At 35.4% G+C, this 20,476-nt stretch carries 22 protein-coding genes; 15 read left to right on the forward strand and 7 right to left on the reverse strand.

Annotated elements, in window-relative coordinates; translation table 11 throughout:
- Positions 1-127 precede the first annotated feature (127 nt).
- Complete coding sequence (gene rsmG / locus ACEN25_RS04330; protein WP_441801833.1) at positions 128-757, forward strand: 16S rRNA (guanine(527)-N(7))-methyltransferase RsmG; 630 nt, start codon at positions 128-130, stop codon at positions 755-757.
- A 35-nt stretch (positions 758-792) separates the two neighbouring features.
- Here the strand turns inward: rsmG and ACEN25_RS04335 are convergent, their stop codons facing one another.
- From ACEN25_RS04335 to ACEN25_RS04355, 5 genes are all read right to left on the reverse strand, one after another.
- Positions 793-1,071 (reverse strand): hypothetical protein, encoded by a 279-nt coding sequence (locus ACEN25_RS04335; RefSeq protein ID WP_441801834.1) that lies wholly within the window; start codon positions 1,069-1,071, stop codon positions 793-795.
- A gap of 147 nt (positions 1,072-1,218) precedes the next feature.
- Entirely contained in the window at positions 1,219-2,847 is a 1,629-nt protein-coding gene (pruA, locus tag ACEN25_RS04340) for an L-glutamate gamma-semialdehyde dehydrogenase (protein WP_441801835.1), read from the reverse strand.
- Positions 2,848-2,978: 131 nt separating this feature from the next.
- Entirely contained in the window at positions 2,979-3,365 is a 387-nt protein-coding gene (gene apaG, locus ACEN25_RS04345) for a Co2+/Mg2+ efflux protein ApaG (protein ID WP_441801836.1), read from the reverse strand.
- A gap of 5 nt (positions 3,366-3,370) precedes the next feature.
- A complete protein-coding gene (locus ACEN25_RS04350; RefSeq protein ID WP_441801837.1) occupies positions 3,371-4,612 on the reverse strand; it encodes a DUF3667 domain-containing protein in 1,242 nt (413 codons plus the stop codon).
- A gap of 30 nt (positions 4,613-4,642) precedes the next feature.
- Positions 4,643-5,902, reverse strand: coding sequence for a DUF5103 domain-containing protein (locus ACEN25_RS04355; RefSeq protein ID WP_441801838.1), 1,260 nt, complete (start codon positions 5,900-5,902; stop codon positions 4,643-4,645).
- 244 nt (positions 5,903-6,146) lie between these two features.
- Here ACEN25_RS04355 and ACEN25_RS04360 point away from each other — a divergent pair, with 244 nt between their 5' ends.
- The 14 genes from ACEN25_RS04360 to ACEN25_RS04425 all read left to right on the forward strand — a co-directional run bounded on the left by ACEN25_RS04360 (position 6,147) and on the right by ACEN25_RS04425 (position 19,156).
- Positions 6,147-7,499 carry a Na(+)-translocating NADH-quinone reductase subunit A gene (locus tag ACEN25_RS04360; RefSeq protein ID WP_441801839.1) on the forward strand — a complete coding sequence of 451 codons (1,353 nt, stop codon included), beginning with the start codon at positions 6,147-6,149 and terminating at the stop codon, positions 7,497-7,499.
- A 5-nt stretch (positions 7,500-7,504) separates the two neighbouring features.
- Positions 7,505-8,716, forward strand: coding sequence for an NADH:ubiquinone reductase (Na(+)-transporting) subunit B (locus ACEN25_RS04365; protein ID WP_441801840.1), 1,212 nt, complete (start codon positions 7,505-7,507; stop codon positions 8,714-8,716).
- 2 nt (positions 8,717-8,718) lie between these two features.
- Positions 8,719-9,453, forward strand: a complete 735-nt coding sequence (locus tag ACEN25_RS04370) for a Na(+)-translocating NADH-quinone reductase subunit C (RefSeq protein ID WP_441801841.1) — start codon at positions 8,719-8,721, stop codon at positions 9,451-9,453.
- 2 nt (positions 9,454-9,455) lie between these two features.
- A complete protein-coding gene (locus tag ACEN25_RS04375; RefSeq protein WP_028374590.1) occupies positions 9,456-10,103 on the forward strand; it encodes an NADH:ubiquinone reductase (Na(+)-transporting) subunit D in 648 nt (215 codons plus the stop codon).
- Between the two features lie 51 nt (positions 10,104-10,154).
- Positions 10,155-10,883 carry an NADH:ubiquinone reductase (Na(+)-transporting) subunit E gene (gene nqrE / locus ACEN25_RS04380; protein ID WP_441801842.1) on the forward strand — a complete coding sequence of 243 codons (729 nt, stop codon included), beginning with the start codon at positions 10,155-10,157 and terminating at the stop codon, positions 10,881-10,883.
- A 1-nt stretch (position 10,884) separates the two neighbouring features.
- Positions 10,885-12,192 carry an NADH:ubiquinone reductase (Na(+)-transporting) subunit F gene (nqrF, locus tag ACEN25_RS04385; RefSeq protein WP_441801843.1) on the forward strand — a complete coding sequence of 436 codons (1,308 nt, stop codon included), beginning with the start codon at positions 10,885-10,887 and terminating at the stop codon, positions 12,190-12,192.
- Between the two features lie 216 nt (positions 12,193-12,408).
- Positions 12,409-14,157, forward strand: coding sequence for an OmpA family protein (locus ACEN25_RS04390; protein WP_441801844.1), 1,749 nt, complete (start codon positions 12,409-12,411; stop codon positions 14,155-14,157).
- Positions 14,158-14,237: 80 nt separating this feature from the next.
- Complete coding sequence (locus ACEN25_RS04395; protein WP_441801845.1) at positions 14,238-14,945, forward strand: hypothetical protein; 708 nt, start codon at positions 14,238-14,240, stop codon at positions 14,943-14,945.
- Between the two features lie 94 nt (positions 14,946-15,039).
- The gene (locus tag ACEN25_RS04400) at positions 15,040-15,576 is read left to right on the forward strand and encodes a hypothetical protein (RefSeq protein WP_441801846.1); all 537 of its coding nucleotides are present in this window, start codon (positions 15,040-15,042) and stop codon (positions 15,574-15,576) included.
- Between the two features lie 12 nt (positions 15,577-15,588).
- Entirely contained in the window at positions 15,589-16,206 is a 618-nt protein-coding gene (locus ACEN25_RS04405) for a hypothetical protein (protein ID WP_441801847.1), read from the forward strand.
- Positions 16,188-16,982, forward strand: coding sequence for a sensor histidine kinase (locus ACEN25_RS04410; RefSeq protein ID WP_441801848.1), 795 nt, complete (start codon positions 16,188-16,190; stop codon positions 16,980-16,982). Before ACEN25_RS04405 ends, ACEN25_RS04410 begins: the two co-directional genes overlap by 19 nt.
- Complete coding sequence (locus ACEN25_RS04415; protein WP_441801849.1) at positions 16,979-17,731, forward strand: LytR/AlgR family response regulator transcription factor; 753 nt, start codon at positions 16,979-16,981, stop codon at positions 17,729-17,731. Before ACEN25_RS04410 ends, ACEN25_RS04415 begins: the two co-directional genes overlap by 4 nt.
- 61 nt (positions 17,732-17,792) lie before the next feature.
- Positions 17,793-18,155, forward strand: a complete 363-nt coding sequence (locus ACEN25_RS04420) for a Na(+)-translocating NADH-quinone reductase subunit F (protein WP_441801850.1) — start codon at positions 17,793-17,795, stop codon at positions 18,153-18,155.
- A complete protein-coding gene (locus ACEN25_RS04425) occupies positions 18,155-19,156 on the forward strand; it encodes an FAD:protein FMN transferase (RefSeq protein ID WP_441801851.1) in 1,002 nt (333 codons plus the stop codon). Before ACEN25_RS04420 ends, ACEN25_RS04425 begins: the two co-directional genes overlap by 1 nt.
- 5 nt (positions 19,157-19,161) lie before the next feature.
- Here ACEN25_RS04425 and ACEN25_RS04430 read toward each other — a convergent pair whose 3' ends face one another.
- Positions 19,162-19,929 carry a class I SAM-dependent methyltransferase gene (locus tag ACEN25_RS04430; RefSeq protein WP_441801852.1) on the reverse strand — a complete coding sequence of 256 codons (768 nt, stop codon included), beginning with the start codon at positions 19,927-19,929 and terminating at the stop codon, positions 19,162-19,164.
- Positions 19,926-20,465, reverse strand: coding sequence for an HNH endonuclease (locus tag ACEN25_RS04435; RefSeq protein ID WP_028374602.1), 540 nt, complete (start codon positions 20,463-20,465; stop codon positions 19,926-19,928). The genes ACEN25_RS04430 and ACEN25_RS04435 overlap by 4 nt, the downstream gene beginning before the upstream one ends.
- Positions 20,466-20,476: the final 11 nt, after the last annotated feature.

Consider the following 20,476-nt stretch of genomic DNA (forward strand, 5'->3'; position numbering starts at 1 on the left):
AAAGTAAAGCAACTTAAACAAGCTCTAAACATCGCAACATCAAAAATAAGATTTATATCTTTTTAAGGCCTGTTAATACCGTAATTTAACGCTGTAAAACCTAATTTTGTTGCGATAAAAGTTGATTATGATTCTTGTAGACAAATATTTTTCAGATCTCGATGAAAATCAGATCCTTCAGTTTAATAAATTAAATGAATTGTATCAGGATTGGAACCTCAAAATCAACGTGGTTTCTCGTAAAGATATAGATGAAATATATCTTAGACATGTGTTGCATTCTTTGGGTATTGCTAAGGTTCAAAAATTTAATCCCGGAGCATCAATTTTAGATGTAGGAACGGGCGGTGGTTTTCCCGGAATTCCATTAGCAATTCTTTTTCCCGAAACACAATTTCATCTCGTTGATAGTATAGGTAAAAAAATAAAGGTAGTAGAAGAAGTTAGTGCCGGACTAGGACTTACTAATGTCAAAATTACTAATGATCGTGTTGAAAATATTGACGGGCAGTATGATTTTATTGTGAGTAGAGCGGTGGCGCAGATGGAAACCTTTGTACATTGGGTAAAAGGTAAGATTGCAAAAAAGAGTGAGCACCAATTAAAAAATGGAATTCTTTATCTTAAAGGTGGTGATCTTTCTGAAGAATTGAGTCTCTATACGACTGCAAAGATTTTTGACCTTAAAGATTATTTTGAAGAAGAATTCTTTGATACTAAAAAAGTGGTGCATTTACCACTTAAATTTAAAGGTTAATAAAAAAGCGACTTATTAAAAGTCGCTTTTTTGTTTTATGTGCGTAGCATACTATAATATGTTGTATTGCAACGGTTGCCAAATCTCTTGAGTAAGTCCTGAGCTTTTTCGATCAATGTTGTTTTACGATCTGATTCAATCTCGAGTAAGGTATCTTCTAATTCTTTAAGTTTTTCCTCAATTGTTTCAGGATCTTTTACCAAGTATAATTTTTCTTTTTTACGCGTTATTTTTCGCTTACTCTTTTTCTTTGATACATCAATTACAGAGTAATTTACTTTCAAAACATACATTTTCTTATCTTCAGTCGTCATAGTCCTAATATTTTGTAATGCAAAGGTAGAAAAAACTATTCAATTAACCTTAAATTTATGTTTACGTAACATTAAGTTAACATTGAAAAGTGAAAATAAAAAAACTGCCATTTAACCGATGGCAGTTTTTATTAGTTTAGAATTTATTTATTCGCCTAAAAAAGGATATCTGTAATCAACTGGTGTTACAAATGTTTCTTTAATTAAACGTGGAGATGCCCATCTTAATAAATTTAATGCACTACCTGCCTTATCATTTGTACCCGATGCTCGTGCACCACCAAAAGGTTGTTGACCTACAACCGCCCCTGTACATTTGTCATTAATATAGAAGTTACCGGCTGCATTTTGAAGTGCCTGAGTAGCTTCTGTAATTGCATATCGATCTGTTGCTAAAACAGCTCCGGTAAGTGCATATTCGCTAGTTTCATCTACAAGTTTTAAGGTTTCTGACCACTCTTGATCCTCATAAACATATATGGTGACAACAGGTCCAAAAAGCTCAGTTTCCATAGTTGTATACTTAGGGTCTGTGGTCAATATAACAGTAGGTTCTACAAAATAACCTTTAGACTTATCGTAATTACCACCTGCAATTATCTCTGCATTAGCATCTGCTTTGGCCTGGTCTATATATTTAGCTAATTTATCAAATGAAGCTTCGTGAATTACAGCAGTTATAAAATTGCTCATATCTTCAGGAGAGCCCATTTTAAAAGATTTGATATCTTTTAAAAGTGAATCTTTTACTTCAGGCCAAATTGATTTTGCTACATAAACACGACTTGCAGCACTACATTTTTGACCTTGAAATTCAAAAGCACCACGAGCAATTGCTGTTGATACTTGTTGAGGATTTGCAGTATGGTGTGCAAGAATAAAATCTTTACCACCTGTCTCACCTACAATACGTGGATAGGTTTTATAGTTGTGAATATTTGCGCCTATTTTAGACCAAATATCTTTAAATACGTGTGTAGAACCTGTAAAATGAATTCCTGCAAAGTCAGGACTTGCCAGAACGGTATCTGTAATCATAACAGGATCTCCCATTACCATATTGATAACTCCAGCAGGTACACCAGCTTCTTCAAAAACTTCCATGATAACCTGGGCAGAGTATACCTGACTGTCACTTGGTTTCCATACAACAACATTACCCATTAATGCGGCAGATGCCGGTAGATTCCCCGCGATAGCCGTAAAATTAAAAGGAGTTATTGCATACACAAAGCCTTCTAGCGGGCGATATTCAACACGGTTCCAGGCAGCTGATGAAGATTCTGGTTGGTCTGCGTAAATCTCACTCATATATTGTACGTTAAAACGTAAGAAATCTATGAGTTCACAAGCAGCATCAATCTCTGCCTGAAAAATATTTTTTGATTGCGCAAGCATTGTTGCCGCATTAATTTTAGCTCTGTAGGGCCCCTGTATTAATTCTGCGGCTTTTAGAAAAATTGCTGCGCGGTGTTCCCAGGGCATTTGAGACCATTTTTTACGTGCTTCTAAAGCTGTTGCAATTGCTGCATCTATATGAGATTTTTCAGCAAGGTGATAATCACCTAATATATGTTTATGATCGTGGGGAGGTGACATAGGCTTAGTAGTGCCGGTCTCTATTTTATTTCCATTTATATATATAGGAACGGTTACTTTGCTATTATAGAGTTCTTTATATGTTTTTAAAACTTCTTCACGCTCTGGTGAACCCGGTGCATACGATTTAACCGGCTCATTAATTGCTACTGGTACTTCAAAAAATCCTTTTGACATGCTTAAATATTTTATTCGTATTCAATTTTTTTAGGCTTGAAAGATACAAAATATTAGAGGGAAGCACTAGGTATATGTATTAAGGAATTTGAGTAATTATACAGGTTAATTTTAATTTAAAAAAGCCTGATTTAATTGAGAATATGAATTGCGTTGAGATTAAAAGAGGGAATCTCTACTTTAAATTGTTCTGAAGTAGTAAAATTAATCATTATATAATGACCGCGCATAGCGCCAAATGGGGATTTTAATAAACAACCGGAAGAGTAGGTGTGGGACTCTCGTGGGTTTAAAACGGGTTTTTTGCCAATTACGCCTTCCCCAACAACACGCTCTGGAGTATTAAGGGCGTCAAAGATAAACCACGATCTGCTTAAAAGTTGAACGGTATCTTTACTAGAATTAGCAATGGTTACATGGTAGCCAAAAGCGTAAAAGGTTTCGTTATTTTTCATAAACGATCCTTCAAAATGGGTTTCTACAGAAACGCGTATACCATTAGTGACTTGTTCTACCATAAATATTAATACGTTGCAGCGGTTACGATTAAGAACAATACCCCTGCAAATGATGAAAGTATTAAAAATACAAAATTTAAAAATAAAAACTTGGTAAGTGTTCTAAGATGACCTTCTCTGTAAAATCTTTTTAATGCAATGTAAAAATATACAGGGCCTACAAATACAAGAAATAATGAAGAAAAGAGTCCGTAGCCTAAAAAACTATCGGGTAATAGAGCCAATAGTAGGCCTAAAAAAACGAAAGTGAAGACATGAAAAATAAAAATAACGTGTTCTATATAGGTACGTTCTCGACGAATGAAAAATAGTTTTCTGAAAAAGGCTAGTAGGGTTAGGGTCGCAGATCCTAGATAGGGGATTTTTATGAGGTCTTTAAGTAATGAACTGGAGGTTTCTTTAATGTGTAGTTTAGCTGATGTAAATGATTCTCTTTTAAAATAAATAATAACAAAAAATAAGGCAAAAACAGGTGTAAAGAAAAAAAGATATATGGGGATTTTCTGAGTTAGATAGGATATAAATGCAAATGGCTCTTCAAGAATCTTATTGTACGTAGTACTGCGGTCGTAAAGCCATATATTTATTCGGCTTTTATCATACCTCAGACTGTCTAGAGCCTGTCTCGCATTTTTAATTTCTGTAGTGGAAGCAAAATCTTGAAATAGTATTAATTTCTCTTTATTACGTTTGTAAAAGCTTTTGCGGTTGATCTCGCTTTCAGGCGTGTATAAAAATTTTGCAGTATTCGTTGAGTCTGATTGAGCTTTCAATTCATTATAATTCTCGCGGTAATATTGAATAGAATCTAAAGCAATTTTAAAATCGTCATTATTAAATTGTGAGGTCATTTCTTTTAAATCAAAATCCGCTGTGGTAGTATTGCTGCGCTCTGGGATTATAAAATCTAAAAAGCCACTAAGTAAAAAATAGATAATGCTTATACTTAAATAAAACCGAAACGGATTTGCATAGGTAAGGCGTTTTCCGTTGACGTACCGCAGTGTTATTTTTCCCGGTTTAAACAGTAGATCCTGAAGGGTGTATCTAATTCGCGAATCGTAATTGATCATACTGGTTATAAACTCACCAAAATAATTACTTAGCGATAATTTTTTAGTAGAGTTTATTTGACCGCAGTATGGGCAAAATTGATGCGTTATTTTAAGTGTACGCTCGCAATTTAAGCAGATGTTACCGCGATACTGAAGCTTATTTCTTGATGAAAGGGAGAATTTTAGTTTCACGTTCTAAATATATATTGATTTTCTCAATATTTAGTTACGTCTCACGTTAGAAATTGAGGTGGATAATGCATTTCCTGCACCTACAAGTTCATCAAAACGAGCGCCGGGTGCTCTATAGTAAATAAGAACCGTATATTCATTTTCGGTTTGCCAAAAATCACCACTTATAGGGTTATTAGGTAGCTTTTTACCATCTTTAGCTACCACATATTGATAGTTGTAGTAACCTTGTTTTAGTAGGAGCGGGAGTTCATAGCGTTGTGATTTTTCATTAAAAATCATCTTTGTGCTTTCCTCAAGTGTATAATTATTGAAGTTTCCATAGATATAGATAGCCTCATCTTTGGAGCGTTTAGGGTGTTGCAGACTAAAGTGTACCCAGGCATATTCAGCATTTACTCTGGGGTCTGCCCCCTGTAAAGTACGTATGGCAAAATTACCATTGAGGTCTGGATTGTAGGTGTACACGGTTTCTGCTCGAGTAATATTTCCGTAGAGATAATTATGGTATAAATCTAACAGCTCTACAAACTGAATTCGGTTTGTAGCAGCCCGTATGTCTTTATTATCAAAATCAAAAAATTCATTGCCGGCATAGAATGAAGTTTCAGAATCATAGCGGTATTGCAATTGATTGCCTAAACTATATTGAGGCTTAATATTACTTATACTTGTATTAAGGTTATTATTTTGTATAAGCAATGTCTTTATATTCTTTTCGGGATTAACAAAAATAGACTCACCAAGATCTACATTAATATTTACAACCTGTTTTTCTTCAATAAACTCAAGATCACGGGTACGTAAAATTTCAACACCCACAGAAACCAGAGAATTATATATCATAAATTTTCTTGAAAAAACAATTTCGTCTTCTTCATTGTAAACTTCAAGAAGATAGTTGCCAGATTTTAAAAGTGCTGTAGTATTGGCATTGGGAATTTCTAATTCGTAATGTGTGTACAATTGTAAGGTACTTACAGAATTTGTATAATTGAAAATACGCACATCGTCTATACCTCTAAGGTATTCGGTCTTTACAAGTACTGAAGGGGTCCAGTCATAATTATAATGTGTGACTCTATAATAATAATTGGCCTCATCTCCTATGATATCGTCAAAGCTAAGTTTAAGTGTTTGACCCAGGCGTAAGAGTGGAAGTTGACTTTGAGCGGTGTTTCCATAAAATTGCACCGACTTAATATATGGAGGTGCTGCTATTTCTAATGCACTTTGAGCTAGTGAAAAGTAGTAAATAAAAAAAGCAAAAACTAACGCAAACGTTTTCATACAGGGGTGGTGAGGATATTAGTCAAATGTAACAAAATAATTTTCTTATTTGTAAACAATCTCAATAAGGAGCGAATGTGCATATTGTAAGCCTTTACTGGCAGGACATTGTTAAATACAGGCAATTTATGAATATTTTTAACCCGTAGTTTGTGTTATGAGCATGTAAAATTTGTAAATTCGCACACCTCAATTCAAGCATAAAATGGGTTGAGTTTAACAAGAACTTTAACATATACTTCCTATGTCAAAAGACATTAAGATCAAAAAGGGTCTTGATATTAAGTTAGTGGGTGAGGCTGAGCGAGTTGTCTCAGATGCACCCCGGTCAAGAACCTACGTGATCAAGCCTTCAGATTTTCATCTTGTAACTCCTAAGATGCTTTTTAAAGAAGGAGCTACCCTACAAGCAGGAGAACCACTTTTCTACGCAAAGAAAGACCCTAGTATCAAATTTGTTTCTCCGGTAAGTGGAACAATTACAGAAATTAAACGTGGCGCCAAGCGTGTTATTACAAGTATTGTGATAGAGGCAGATGGTAAAGATACCGTGCGCGAGTTACCTGCGCTAGATGTAAATACGGCGAGTGCAGCTGCAATTAAGGAACGAATTTTAGAATCTGGTCTTTGGCCCTTTATTAAGCAACGTCCTTATGATATAATAGCAAGTACGGAAACAGAGCCTACTGCAATTTTTATTTCTGGTCACAATAGCGCTCCGTTAGCTCCTGACTATAATTTTATTTTAAAAGGAAAAGAAGCTGCTTTACAGGCAGGAATTACCGCGTTAAGTAAATTAACTTCAGGAACAATTCATCTGGGAGTTGCTCAAGTTTCTGATTCTGTTTTTTCTAAATTGAGTGAAGTGCAGATGCATACGGTATCTGGTCCGCACCCAAGTGGAAATGTAGGTACTCTTATTAATAAGGTATCACCGGTAAATAAAGGAGAAACAGTATGGACGATTACTCCAGAGAATCTTGCTATTATGGGTGAGCTTTTCTTAACGGGTAAGTTTAATGCAGAACGTATCATTTCTGTATCGGGATCTTCAATTAAAGCACCAAAGTATTATAAGACCAAAATAGGAGCAGAGGTTTCTACTTTTGCTTATGCGGCAGGTATTGAGGGGGACAATGTACGTATGATTTCGGGAAATATACTTACCGGAGATCAGGTGTCTGCAGACGGGCATTTAGGGTATTACCATACAGAGTTTGTAGCTATTCCTGAAGGAAATGATTATGAATTTTTTGGATGGAATAAACCTGTTTTTAATAAAATTTCTTCATCAAGAGCGCTAACCTTCTCTTGGTTATTCCCCAATAAAAAGTACGATTTAGACACAAATACAAATGGTGAGCACAGAGCTTTTGTGGTAACCGGAAACTATGAGGAAGTTTTTCCTCTGGATATATATCCGCTTCAATTACTTAAAGCCTGTATGGTACAGGATTTAGATGCTATGGAAGCTTTAGGTATGTATGAAGTTGCTCCTGAGGATTTTGCGCTAACCGAGTTTGTATGTGTTTCAAAACAACCACACCAAGCAATCATTCGTAAAGGACTTGACTTAATGCACGAAGAAATAGGATAATAGCAATGGGATTAAAAGAAAAATTACACGGAATTAAAGAAGATTTCAAAGGCAAAAAAATGGCTCCTGCATTTAATGCGTTGCATACATTTTTATATACGCCAGATGAAACTACGCACAGTGGTGGTCACGTGAGAGCGGTTGATGACTTAAAGCGTACAATGAATACGGTTATTATAGCCCTTTTGCCGGTTCTGGTTTGGGGTATTTTTAATGCAGGTTATCAGCATTATGCTGCAGTTGATGCTGCTCAGGGAGTACTAAGAGAAGCAAGTTTGTTTGGTAACTTTTTTACCTGGGATAACTTTATTATGGGTGCCAGGACGGTTCTGCCACTTGTAATTGTTTCTTACGCGGTAGGTCTGGGTGTAGAATTTGTTTTTGCAGTTATTAAAGGGCACGAAGTAGAAGAAGGTTATCTGGTAACCGGAATGTTAGTGCCACTTATTGTACCTATAGATATTCCACTATGGATGCTTGCGATCGCAGTTATCTTTGGTGTTGTAATAGGTAAGGAAGTTTTTGGAGGTACAGGAATGAATATATTGAATCCTGCACTTACCATTAGAGCTTTCTTATTCTTTGCTTATCCTACCTGGATGAGTGGAGATCAGGTATGGGTTCACGGTGCTAAAGCAGCTGCTGGAGGTCCAGATGCAATATCAGGAGAAACTATTCTAGGTGCTTATGCACAGAATTCTTCAGTTATTTATGATTTCTCAGATAAGTTCTTTGGTTTTATACCAGGATCTGTAGGAGAGACTTCAACTTTTCTTATCATTATAGGAGGTCTTTTCCTGATGTTTACTAAGATAGCAAGCTGGAGAATTATCTTGAGTGCTGTAGTAGGTGCTGCGGTTATGGGATTAATATTCAATGGTGTTGTTGATCAGGGATGGATTACTGAAGGAAGTAACTTCTACGGTTTAATGAGTACACCGTTCTGGGAGCACCTAATAATAGGAGGTATTGCTTTTGGTATTGTATATATGGCTACAGATCCTGTATCGGGTTCACAGACAAATACTGGTAAATACTGGTATGGTTTCTTAATCGGGTTTTTCTCAATTATGATTCGTGTATTTAACCCGGCTTATCCTGAAGGAGTATTTTTAGCAATCTTGTTAATGAATGTTTTTGCTCCTACTATAGATCATTACGTAGTACAGGCAAACGTGAAAAAACGTATGAAACGTTTAAAACTTAAAACTGCTTAATAATGGCAAATACAGATAAAAATAGTTACACACTCATCTTCGCAGTAGTGATGGTGCTTGTGGTAGGTTCACTTCTTGCTTTTACGGCATCAAGCCTGAAACCTGCAATTACTGAAAATGAGCGTTTTGAAAAACAACAGAATATTCTTTATGCAATGGGCATAAATGAAAATGTTGAAGGTTCGGTAAACTTTGTACCTACTGCAAAGGTAGAAGCAGAGTTTAGTAAATATATTAAGGAGCAATTAGTTATTCAAAACGGTAAAATCTCAAAAGATTCTGCAGCCTATTTAATTGATCTTAAAGGTGAATTAGCTAAGGATAGTGAGGAGCGTAAGCTTCCCTTATTTGTAGGTGAGAAAGACGGTAAAGATTACTATATAATTCCGTTATATGGTAAAGGTCTTTGGGATGCTATCTGGGGTTTTGTTGCTCTTGATGAAAACTATGTAGTTCAAGGTGTGTATTTTGATCACAAAGGTGAAACTCCAGGACTTGGTGCTAATATAAAAGAGCGCTATTTTATGGATGACTTTACCGGTGAAGAGATTATGTCTGGGACACAATTTGAAGGGATTACTGTTGCAAAAGGTAATAACGACCCGCTTAATGATCGTAAAGATGATGGTAAAGTAGATGCTCTTGCTGGTGCAACAATCACCGGAAACGGAGTTACAGCGATGATCAACAGCACAGTTAAATTATACATCCCTTATCTAAAAGACTTAAAAATATAATTATGGCATTATTATCTAAAAAAGATAGAGGATTACTTTTAGACCCTCTCGCAGATAACAACCCTATTACTATTCAGGTATTGGGTATATGTTCAGCATTAGCAATTACTGCACAATTGAAAGCTTCTATCGTAATGGGACTTTCAGTAATGTTTGTATTAGCAATGGGTAACGTTGTTATTTCGCTTATGCGAAATATTATTCCTTCAAAAATTAGAATTATTGTACAGCTCGTAGTTGTAGCTGCCTTAGTTATTATAGTTGATCAGGTTCTTAAAGCTTTTGCATATGAACTTAGTAAAACACTTTCTGTGTTTGTAGGTCTTATTATTACTAACTGTATCATTATGGGTCGTTTTGAAGCTTTCGCTTTAGGAAATAAACCCTGGAGATCTTTTCTTGATGGTATAGGTAACGCAGCAGGTTATGCTTTAATTCTTGTGATTGTAGGATTTTTTAGAGAGTTATTAGGTTCTGGTACTTTATTAGGATTTAAAGTTCTTGGAGATCCTATTGCTAAAACTGGTCTTTATGCTATAGGTTACGAGAATAATGGGTTTATGTTACTTTCTCCAATGGCACTTATCGTCGTGGGTATAATCATCTGGATTCAGCGTTCTAGAAACAGTGCATTAATCGAAGAAAATTAAAGATTGTGATTTGAGATTCTATCTCAATTCTAACTTCTTATATAAAAAAAAATGGAACACGTAGAGTTATTTTTTAAGTCGATTTTCATTGACAACATGGTATTTGCAACGTTCTTAGGAATGTGTTCTTATCTAGCTGTATCTAAAAAAGTTACTACAGCTGTAGGTCTTGGAGCTGCTGTAATTTTTGTACTTGCAGTTACTGTACCTATGAACTGGTTATTAGATCAGTATGTATTGCGTCCCGGAGCCTTAAAATGGTTAGGAGAAGAATATGCAGCGTACGATTTAAGTTTCCTTTCCTTTATCCTATTTATTGCAACCATTGCTACAATGGTTCAGTTGGTAGAAATTGTAGTTGAGAAATTCGCCCCTGCACTATATACCTCTTTAGGTATCTTCTTGCCGCTTATTGCTGTAAACTGTGCAATTTTAGGAGGGTCATTATTTATGCAGTCTAGAGATATTCAAACTTTAGGTCTTGCCTTTAACTATGGTTTATCTTCCGGTATTGGTTGGTTTCTTGCAATTCTTGCAATTGCAGCTATACGTGAGAAAATACGTTACTCTAATGTACCTGCTCCCTTAAGAGGTTTAGGTATAACTTTTATAATTACTGGTCTTATGGCTATTGGTTTTATGAGTTTTGGAGGAATGCTAACCGGTGGAGATGAGAAAACAGAAACTACTGATGAGGTAGCAAAAGTTGAAGTTCAAAACACAGAAGCAGATGCTCAAGTACCTTTAGCTGAAGTTTCTCAAGAAATAAACAACAAATAATATGTTTTTAGCAGCAAGTACAGGAGGAGTAATAGCGGCAACTGTAGTAGCCTTTTTAGTTTTGACTATTGTATTAGTAGGTTTGCTACTTTTTGCAAAAGAAAAATTATCTCCATCAGGACCCGTAACCATTACTATTAATGGTGAAAAGAAAGTTGAAGTAGATTCTGGTAGCTCACTGCTTTCTACTTTAGGTGGTAAAAAAATATTCTTACCATCTGCATGTGGTGGTGGTGGTACATGCATTCAATGTGAATGCCACGTTCTTGAAGGTGGTGGTGAAGCATTACCTACAGAAACCCCTCACTTTACACGTAAAGAATTAGCCTCTGGAGCACGTCTTGCGTGCCAGGTTAAAGTGAAGCAGGATATGAATATCACAATACCAGAAGAGGTTTTTGGTATTAAAAAATGGGAAGCGACTGTTGTACGTAACTACAATGTAGCGTCATTTATTAAGGAATTTGTAGTTGAAATCCCTGAGGATATGGACTATAAAGCTGGTGGCTACATTCAGATTGAAATACCTGAAACTACAGTTAAGTTTTCAGATATGGACATCACTGCGCATCCAGAAGAGCATAGCGATCCTGATAAATTTAAAGAAGAGTGGGAGAAGTTTAAACTTTGGCCACTTGTAATGAAAAATTCTGAAGTAGTAGAGCGTGCCTATTCAATGGCTTCCTATCCTGCAGAAGGACGTGAAATTATGTTGAACGTGCGTATTGCAACACCACCTTTTGATCGTGCTAAAGGCGGTTGGATGGATGTGAATCCAGGTATTGCTTCTTCTTATATATTTAGTAGAAAGAAAGGAGATAAGGTAACGATCTCTGGTCCTTATGGTGAGTTCTTTATTAACGAATCTGAAGCAGAAATGCTTTATGTAGGTGGTGGAGCAGGTATGGCGCCTATGCGTTCGCATTTGTATCACCTGTTCAAAACCTTAAAAACAGGTCGTAAAGTAACTTATTGGTACGGTGGTCGTTCTAAACGTGAGCTTTTCTATCTGAAACATTTCCGTGATCTAGAGGCTGAGTTTGAGAATTTCAAATTTTACTTAGTATTATCAGAACCTTTAGAAGAAGATAATTGGAATGTAAAGGCAGATATAAATAGCCCTGGTGATGGTTTTACCGGTTTTGTTCATAATGCTGTTATTGAGCAGTACTTAAGTAAACACGAAGACCCTGAAGAAATCGAATTGTATTTCTGTGGACCTCCACTGATGAACAAAGCAGTTCAGAAAATGGGTGAAGATTTTGGTATTCCTGATGAAAACATTCGTTTTGATGATTTTGGAGGATAATCTTCAATCTTAATAAAAAGTAAAGCCGTTACGAAAGTAGCGGCTTTTTTTGTGCTTTATATTGAAAATCTACTTTACGTTCAAAACATTCATTGATAGTTTGATTAAGTTTTTAGAATTACCGTTCCTGTATTCAAACAGTCGGTTAATCAATTGGGTCTGGTTTTTAGTTAGTTAGCGGCGCATCTTTGACTTGTATAATTAACAAAACAACTTATGAAAACTTCACTTAAACAATTGCTTTTCATTGCTATACTGGCAATAACTGCTATTAGTCAGGCGCAGATTCACAATAACCAGTGGTTATTTAATGCGCGGGTTGGATATGATTTTCCAACTTATGAAAACAACACACCTTACATAGATTATAAAGGTGGTTTAGACCTGGGTCTTTCCGTAGATTATTATTGGAATTGGTTTGGTATAGGTGCAGATGCAGACTATATCTGGAATAAACCGGAGAGCACCTATCCTACAGATAATTTATTCAGTACGGGAAACATAGCCTTAACAGATTTTTCTCTTTCAGAACAAAAAATAAACCGACTCTTTTATGGTATAGGACCCAGTTTTAGATATGTAAACCAAAATGGTCGCTTTAGCGCTGAGTTGAACTTGAGAGGAGGGCTCGCTAATATTAAGGGAGGACGCACAGAATTACGTGAGAATACCGTAATTAATGATGTTCTAAACTTTCATTCCGGTTATGATGATAAAAATGTATTAAGCGCTAAAGGGCAAATTAGAGCGATATACTTTGTGAATAGTTGGTTGGGTTTACATGCAGGAGCGTATTATTTGCGTCATTTTAATGTAGAAGAGCAATTAGATCCTATTTATAACAGAACAGCCGGGTATTATCCTGTAATAGACAATCAAGGAACCAATACTGTTAATCAAAACGCACTAAACATTCGAGATGAATCCTGTGACTGCGATATTTTTTCGGTTGGAGTTTTTGCGGGTATAACGGTAGCTTTCGGAAATAAAAAGGCAGCAGACGTATGTCCCGTATGTGGTGAAGATCACACACCGCATTGCTGCGCAACTTGTGGATGTACTGTTACTATAACTGCAAGAGATAAGTATACGCAGCAATTACTTGCAAATACAGATGTGGTTCTTGAGGATGCTAATGGTACTATTACTCAGACCGGTACTACAAATTCCTATGGTGTTGTTGTTTTTCAGGAAGTAGCTACTTCAAATTATTTGGTTAAAGGAAAACTGTATGAAGTAAATCTCGAGGAAACTACAATTGCTAAAGCCGAATTTGATATGTGTAAAAAGGATGGTAAAGGTATTCAGAAGGAAATTATCTATACAGATGAGAATTTTATTTTAAGAGGAAACGTTGTAGAGTGTAATAAAAATGAAGGGATTCCGGGAGTTGATATTAGCTTAAAAGATACTAAAAGCCCATCGCAAAAAAATACACTTTCTGATACAGATGGCAACTTTATATTCCATTTAAAGCAAGCATCTGTGTATTCAGTTCAAGGAGCTAAAGATGGTTACTTCTCAAATAAAGCAGAAGTTAATACTATAAACACAGATAGAAATACAGATCTATTTATAGATTTTGAAATGTGTGTTGATCCCTGCGGAAAAGCAATACGTCTTGACAATATTATTTTCAATTTAGATAAATGGGACATACTTCCTGCAGCTCGACAAGATCTTGATTATGTCGCTCAATTGATGCAGGATAATCCTACAATCAAGGTTGAAATGTCATCACATACAGACTCCCGCGGAAGCAATGCTTATAACCAGGAGCTTTCACAAAAACGCGCACAATCTACAGTAGATTATCTACTAGCCAAAGGAATTTCTAGAGATCGTTTAATTGCTCGTGGAGCAGGAGAGACACAACTTCTCAATAGCTGCGCAGATGGTGTACAATGTACAGAAGTCGAGCATACTATTAATCGAAGAACAGAATTTAAAGTTATTTGTTTCTAATTAGCCCAATTAATAACCCAATTAATAACCTAAATCAAAGCCGTCTTTCGGCGGCTTTGATTTATTAAAAATATACGATTATGAAAACTATAAAAAACTTCGTTTCGCTTCTTATCATACTCCTTTTTACCAATATTTTTTTATACAGTTGCGAAGATGATGAGGAATGTGCTTATGTTGTTTGTGAAGACAGCTTAGAACGTATTACAGACTTTGAGAATGATAGCTTAGGTACTACTTCAGTATGGCAGGGAATCGCTTCTAGTGGAATTGCAATAGTATCACGAAATGGTAGTAATGTACTACAGGCATTAGATGGTAGTGGTGCCTCATTTGTATATACTGAAACTATATTTCCATCAAATTTAATTGCAGCGGGTTGTGAACTTCAATATGAGGTAGAATATTTTGGAGGCACAAATAACCCTGTAGGTGCTGCAAATTCAATTATTATTTATCAAGGAACCAGTATAAATACAGCTACAGTACTAGCATCATTTGTTCTAAACACGACGTCTTTAGTGATTTCTAGCGATCCTCCTAAACAAATAATTGTACCTATCGAGTTGGCCACATCTACGGCATTACCTTCAAATAGTTTTGGTCAATGGATTTTATCTGGAGCAAATACGACCACTCCAGCGGCAGATGCAGTATTGTTTAATAATTTAATACAGAATACTTCAGGACTGGGTTTCTATTTAGATTCTGGCGGAAATCCCGCAGAACAGTGGTGGTATGATAATTTTACGTTTAAAAAATGTTGCTCTTTTGATACTAATAAGTGATTAAAATTTAAAGGAGTTTATCACCAGGTTGCTATGATATATCTTATTAAAAGTGAGTATATTATGTGCTATTAACCAACTAATTCTAATTATTATGAAAATTATTAAATCTTCCGCAGTTATTTTTTTTACAACAGTATTATTTACCTCGTGTATAAGCATCAAAAACACAGAGGTAGCAAAGCCAGAGAATCTTATCACAAAAGAACGAGCAGATCAATTGCACGAGGCTTATCTCAAAAATCAATATGCCTTTATAAATAAAGAATTGGGTTCTGATGAGCGTGATAATGTAGGAGCATTAGTTACAAATGTTGAAGATTTACAACTCTTTTTAGAGTCTATCATTGCATTAAAAAAGCAAGACAGTGTCGCAGCTGTAGGTATGTTTGTATATTTTGGCGCAGAAGAGTCAGGTAATGGTGTTTCTAAAAGCACTGTCTTTTTTGAAGCAGCCTATTCGCCAAAGACTAAAACTTCAAGAAGAGCTTCAGGAGGTGGAGCATCTTTTACACCAGTTAAATTTATTACACTACCTCAAGATGATTCATTTTTACCTGCAGGTGGCGATGGGGGGTATTACGATAAATTACACCCTGTGGGAACACGTAAAAAAGGATCAGGTAATTAATCATTTAAGGCTATGTTAATTCTAGAATTTAGTGCTAAATTATTAATGGGTATTGCGTTAGTAATTGCTATTTGGAGACATAGCGAATTGAAAAAAAGTTCTCAAAATCATTTTATTTATTTTTTAAGTATAATGATTGTTATTGAGTTTGGTGCAGAACTGTGTATAACTCTTTATGGTAATAATGTGTTAATCTATAATTTTTATGACCTCTTTACCGGCATCTTTTTTTGTTATTGGTTTTATAGAATACTTTATAAAAAAATATGGGTTTATATAATAGTTACTTTACTTACAATATGTTTAGTTACAAGTATGATAGTAGAAAACTGGATGCTTGATTACAATGTAATTTTCCTTTTTTCTGTTACTATAGCATTGCTGGTATTGGTGTTTAGATTTTATATAGAATTTCTGAATAATGATGATCTTATAGAGTTTAAGCAAAATCCTAAATTCTGGATTACCACAGGAATATTAATTTTTAATCTCGGGTATTTACCTATACAGGTCTACATTTCAAAAATAAATGGGAGTTTAGCACCTAGTCTATACATTGTGATTGCATTTTTAAATATTCCACTTTACGGGTGTATCATAACTGCTTTATTATGCCCACAGAAGAATTAAATTATCAACTCATCGTCACGATGACGCTAGCTTCAGTAGTTGTAGTTGTGGCGGTGATTTTATTATTTACCGTATTTGTTTCTAAAAAGAATGAGCTAATTAAAGCAAAGTTAGAAGTCGAGTTTGAAAAAGAACGGGAACGACATAAACTTGAGTTACAGGCTTTACGATCGCAGATGAATCCGCATTTTGTGCACAATTCACTTAATGCTATTCAGTATTATATACAGCGTAATGAAGTAGAACTCTCTGAAGAATATTTAACCCGATTCTCAAAATTAATCCGTTCGTTTTTTGAACTCTCGCGCCAGCAGACCGTTACTATTGTTGAAGAAATAAATCTTCTTAATAACTATCTCGCACTAGAGAAAATGCGTTTTGAAGATAAGCTAGAGTATAAAATAATTGTAGATAAAAATTTAGATACAGACACCTGCATACCGGCAATGTTACTACAACCTATTGTTGAAAATGCGGTAAATCACGGTATTTTTCATAAAAATGATAAAGGTCTGGTAAGTGTAATTTTTAAAATGCTTGAAGAACATAGTTTTGATGTAATTATTGAAGATGACGGCATAGGTCTTACCAGGTCAAAAGAGCTATTTAAAAAGAGTGGAAAAACGTTAGAAAACAGATCTTCTGCAGTATTAAAAGATCGCTTAAAATTGCTGGAATACAGTACGCAGTTTAAGGTTGATTACCGCATTAAAGAACGTAAAGATTTAAGCGGTACACGGGTACGTTTAATATTTAAAACACGATTTGAGTCATGAGCATCCGGGTATATTTAATAGACGATGAGCCTAAGGCACTTTCAATTTTGCAGAATAAACTCGAAAGATTTTGTCCGCAGTTAACCATTATAGGGAAAAGTCAAAATCCGGAAGAGGCAATAACATTCATTAAATCTGAAAAGCCCGAGCTTATTTTCTTAGACATTGCAATGCCTACAATGACAGGTTTTGAATTATTGAGAGAGTTTGACGAGCCTAGTTTTGAAATCATATTTGTAACTGCGTTTGATCATTATGCAGTTGATGCTATAAAACATTGCGCTATAGGTTATATCGTAAAACCGGTTGCTAAAGAAGATCTAATACTTAGTGTACATCGTGCAATTGAGAGTATAGAATATAAGCATGCATTATCTAAAAATAAACAGCTAATTGCAAATTTAGGGGTGCGTACTTTTCAGCAGAAAAAGATTGTAGTGCCTACACAAAACGGGTTGCAATTTTTAAAAATTGCAGATATTTTACGTTGCGAAGGTACAGATGGCTATACAAAAATATATTTGGCAGATCAGACATCTGTTTTAAGTTCACACAGTATTGGCCACTTCGCAGATTTACTCGGAGATTCTGTTTTTTTCAAAACGCATAAATCACATTTAATTAATTTAGATTATCTCGAATCTTATCTTAATGAAGGTTATGTTATTTTAGAAGGTAAACATCAAGTACCCGTGTCACGCAATAAACGCAGTGATTTTTTAAATCTTTTGCGTAATAATGCCCATTAAAATTGAAGAATAAAATTCATTCTTTTTTCACGTCTAATTTGAGAGATAGTATCTTTGTATAATGGCAGATTTATTAGATAAACAAGAACTTCACAACCTCGCAATGAATATTGTTGGGAAGGATCTTGAAGAACAGGGTTTTGAGTTTTTAGGGGTGAATTCTCAGCTTAAACGTAATCCTCAATTTGTGGCTTTACGTGATAAAAAACTTCATTTTGTTATAGTAAAGGCTGTGAGTTTTCCTGACGATGCTAATGATTACGATCCATTTTTTATGAACGAGATTAAAGAGCACGCAGATAAATTTAATGCAAAAACATTTTACGCTGGCGTAGGTTTAGGTAGTGCAACTGATTATGGGAAACCTGTAGAAAAAGGAACTTCGTACACAGTAATTTATAACGGACTTCAAGAAATTAAATAATGAGATTATTTTTTATTGCTCTTTTACTCATTCAGTTTTTAAGCTGTAAGCAAGAACCCCAGTTAGTAACATTAACCGGTGAAGCTTTAGGAACAGGTTATAGTGTTCAGTTTTACAGTAGCGAACGTTTTGATGTGGTTAAGAAATTTGACTCTACCATTGCAGCTATTAACAAGTCTATGAGTACCTATCAGCCAGATTCTGATATTTCCAAAATTAATGCTGGCGATACTGCAATTGTTGTTGATACTATGTTTAAAGAAGTTTTAGCGCTATCGCGGAAGATTTATAATGCAACTGGTGGCTATTACGATCCTACAGTAGGCATTTTAGTAAATGCATATGGTTTTGGTCCCGGAAAACCTTTAAACGTTTTAGATAGTGTTGCTTTAGATTCTTTGCGCAATTATGTAGGTCTTGATAAAATTAGTCTTTCTGCGAACGGAAGAATTCAAAAAGAAAACAGCGCAGTGTATCTTGACTTCAATAGCATTGCTAAGGGATATTGTATAGACCGTATAGGTAAGATGCTTGAGCAAAATGGTGTAAAAAATTACCTGGTTGAATTAGGAGGAGAATTACTTGCTTCGGGAATTAACTTAGATAAAAATCAACCGTGGCGTGTAGGTATTGAAAATATAGATGCGCCAATAAACGATAGGGGGTACACGGCTGCTGTAGAATTAGACAATAAAGGAATGGCAGGATCGGGTAATTACCGAAAATTTAGAGTAGATTCCTTAACTGGTCAGCGCTTTGTACATACCGTAAATCCTATAAACGGGCTTGCTGAAAAAAGCGATATTTTAAGCTCAACCGTCATTGCTTCAACCTGTGCAGAGGCAGATGCTTTTGCTACCGCTTTTATGGCTTTAGGTCTCGAGAAATCTAAAAAAGTATTAGAAAAGCATCAGGATATAGAGGCTTATTTTATTTATGCAACTATAGATAGTAGCGCGGTTTATATGTCAAAAGGATTTAAGAATTTTCTAGTAAACTAGTTTTCCTATTTATAACAAACCGGTAAAATTTCGCCTACAGCCAGTCGGTATTTATCTACTTCTGTAGCTGGTATGGTAGCTGTATAATCAATTTCCTCAACCTTAAAACCTACAGATCTTAATTTATCAAAATAGTCACGGCCATACACGCGCACGTGGTCGTACTGACCAAAAATTTCTGCGCGTTTTTTAGGATCTGTAATGTTGTTGTCTTCAAACGTTACGGCTCTCTTTAAATCCTGTGGAATTTGAAGTATTGCCATTCCACCGGGTTTTAAAACTCGATAAAGTTCCTGCATCGCTTTAAGATCGTCTGGGATGTGTTCTAAAACGTGATTGCAGAAAATAATATCGTACGTATCGTCTTCAAAAGGAAGATTACAAATATCAGCTTTCACATCAGCAAGAGGCGAATTTAAATCTGTAGTGGTATAGTCCAGATTTTTCATCTTTCTAAAACGCTTGTAAAATGCCTGTTCAGGGGCAAAATGTAAAACTTTCGCTTTAGCGGTAAAAAAGTTAGTTTGTTTAGATAAATACAACCACAATAAGCGATGTCTTTCTAGAGATAGGGTAGAAGGCGAGAGCACATTTTCTCTTTGCTTACCATAACCATAGGGTAAAAATTTTCTAAACATTTTACCGTCTATGGGATCTTCATAGCGGTCTCCTTTAAGTCCTATCGCAAGAACAGGTCTTGCGATATAACTTAATCTAATGAGAATGGGCCGCGGAATCGCATTGAGTATGCGCTTAAAAATTTGTGCAATCATACTTTAAGATCACCCCAGTTTTCTCCTGTTTTAATTCGATGTAATTGCATTTCTGAAACTCCAAACTGTTTAGCCAGTACCTTAAGTCGCGTACGACGGTTAGGATCTAGTAATTTCTTTTTAAGTATTGTCGCTTCGGCAAAAGTCAATTTTGTATAATGTCGCTCTCCCGAAGTACGTCTTTTAATATCTAACGGACTTGTTTTTTGATGCGCATAGCGTTCTTTGTGCGTAGCCCATTTTAAATTTTCAATCCGGTTATCTTTCTTATCGTGGTTAAGATGTAAAACTGCTTTCTCATCATCTGCAGCTTTTAAAAAAGCTTTAGCAAGGAGTTTGTGCAGGTAGTAATTTTTTCTCTTACCATTTGCCAGTTTTGCACTTACAGTTACGTAGCCATGAATATGGCCACCTTTGATTATAGTGCCTTCTGGCCCTTTATTGTAACTGCGTATTCTACCATAATTAGAAAGACCTATAGTATAATTTTCTTCCCAATTATCTTCACGGTACTTGATCCATGTTTCTAATTGCATTGTATGTAGGG

Origin of the sequence: Leeuwenhoekiella sp. W20_SRS_FM14 (genome assembly GCF_052119605.1) — a bacterium.
Classification (GTDB): Bacteria; Bacteroidota; Bacteroidia; order Flavobacteriales; family Flavobacteriaceae; genus Leeuwenhoekiella.